Annotated in this window: 1 protein-coding gene; it reads left to right on the top strand. The window is 37.0% G+C overall.

Annotated elements, in window-relative coordinates:
* Positions 1–43 precede the first annotated feature (43 nt).
* Positions 44–532: an ABC transporter permease gene (locus tag FC82_RS16620; protein ID WP_268873510.1), complete on the top strand. Its 489-nt coding sequence runs from the start codon at positions 44–46 to the stop codon at positions 530–532.
* The last annotated feature ends 25 nt before the right edge of the window (positions 533–557 follow it).

The raw sequence follows: 557 nt of genomic DNA on the forward strand, positions 1-557 counted from the left end.
CAAATTATATCACTAACCGATTTAAATAAGGTTATTACTTGAGTTGACATTCCGGGTTTCTAAAAGGAGTCTATTATTAGCAAAAATTATTGCAACATTAATTATCGGGGTGATTTTCGCAGTTGTCTCTTTAATATTGCCCATTATATTAGGTGTGGTACGCGGAAATATTGATCTGGGGCAATTCTTTACCACCCTTGGGATCGGCCTGATCATTGGTGTAATGGTAACCGTTGCTGATCTACCATTACTGATAGTCGTCTTGAAAATGAAAAAGAATTACTTAATGTCGTTTGTGGTAAGTTTGTCATATACAATATTGAGCTTTGTCACTTCATTACAATATAATCGCTTCCCGTTGCCGCTTTCTGTTGTCTTCAAGTGGTCATTACCACATATTTCATCTGGTACGATGTCCGCTAGCATTACCAGACTCTTCTTTTCCACGCCCTCTTGTATTGGAATCTTGTGTATTGTGGGATTTTTATCATGCTATGTCGCAGTCAAATTATTTGAAAGTGAGGAGGAATAGATATGGGAACCCTAATTATCAATGA

Origin of the sequence: Secundilactobacillus collinoides DSM 20515 = JCM 1123 (assembly GCF_001435975.1) — a bacterium.
Classification (GTDB): domain Bacteria; phylum Bacillota; class Bacilli; order Lactobacillales; family Lactobacillaceae; genus Secundilactobacillus; species Secundilactobacillus collinoides.